At 62.6% G+C, this 901-nt stretch carries 1 pseudogene; it reads right to left on the reverse strand.

Annotation, left to right across the window (positions count from 1 at the left end):
* A pseudogene (locus AC3WLY_RS35185) lies at positions 1-901 on the reverse strand (IS3 family transposase); the annotation flags it as partial.

The following is a 901-nucleotide window of genomic DNA, read 5'->3' on the forward strand; positions in this document are numbered from 1 at the left end:
TAGCCGTCCGTCATCGAACAGCGCAGGCCGTGACGCCGATGGATGTCCTGATAGTAGGTCGAACAGTACTGGACCCCGCGATCGGAGTGATGGATCAATGGCTGGCGGGTCTGGCGCCTGCGCAACGCCTTCTTCAGCGCCTGGCTGACCTGTTCGGTCTGCAGGCTGTCGTGAACGTGATGTCCGACGATCTTGCGCGAGAACGCATCCGTGACGAGGCTCAAATACACAAACCGACCAGCCGTCGGCAAGTATGTGATATCGGCTACCCACACCTGCTCGGGGCCGTTCGGCACGATTTGATCCGGCCCGGGTTTCAGTAGATTCGGGTGACGCCGGAAGTGATGGTGGCTTTGCGTCGTCTTGTGATACGCCCGGTGCGGCACGACCAGCAGCCGCGCGGCGCGCAGCACGTCGAACAGCCCATCTCGCCCCAGCTTGATGCCGCGCTCGACCAACGCCGGCCCAATCAGGTGATGCAGTTTGCGTGTCCCAAGCCTGGGCTGGCGCAGCCGCACGTCGCGTACCAATGCCGTCACGGTCTCGGCTTGCGAGCAGCGGCGCTCCTCGCTGCGACACCGCTTGTAATACGCTTGGCGGCTGATGCCCATGTAGCGGCAGGCTCGCTCGACGCTCAGCTTTTCGATCCGCTTTTGCGCGACGACCTGCCCGAAGGCTTTTTTACGGTGATCCCGTAGTCCTTGCGCATCACGTCGAGCACGGCCTCGAACAGCGCGGCTTTCTCCTGCGCCTCGCGCAACTGCGTCTCCAACTCCTTGATGCGCTGCTCCGGTGTGAGTGGCTTTGAGTCTGGCTTTGGCATGGTGGAACCCGATCGCGCACGGCCGGATGGATCGGCCCAATCCTGCAAGCCGTGCTTACGTAACCATACCAGCACGGT

It is taken from the genome of Burkholderia sp. FW306-1C-G01B (genome assembly GCF_058781685.1).